This window comes from Pseudoalteromonas sp. CR1, from assembly GCF_019392235.1.
Lineage (GTDB): Bacteria > Pseudomonadota > Gammaproteobacteria > Enterobacterales > Alteromonadaceae > Pseudoalteromonas.
Genome location: NZ_JAHXRM010000652.1, coordinates 1 through 233, shown reverse-complemented (window position 1 = coordinate 233; position 233 = coordinate 1). Strand labels below are relative to the sequence as shown.

Sequence of the window (233 nt, the reverse complement as noted above, 5' to 3'; positions counted from 1 at the left end):
ATCACTTCGGCGCCCAGCAGCTTCATGCGGAACACGTTGGCCTGTTGGCGCTCGATGTCGGTGGTGCCCATGTAGATCACACAGTCGAGGCCAAAGCGTGCGGCCACGGTGGCGGTTGCCACGCCGTGCATGCCGGCGCCGGTCTCGGCGATGATGCGTTTTTTGCCCATGCGCCGCGCCAGCAGGATCTGGCCGATGCAGTTGTTGATCTTGTGCGCGCCGGTGTGGTTCAG

At 63.9% G+C, this 233-nt stretch carries 1 protein-coding gene; it reads right to left on the bottom strand.

The window, feature by feature from the left end; all coding sequences use genetic code 11:
* Window positions 1–233 (bottom strand): pyridoxal-phosphate dependent enzyme (locus KZZ04_RS20905; RefSeq protein WP_219424135.1); only part of this gene is annotated, 233 nt, incomplete at both ends.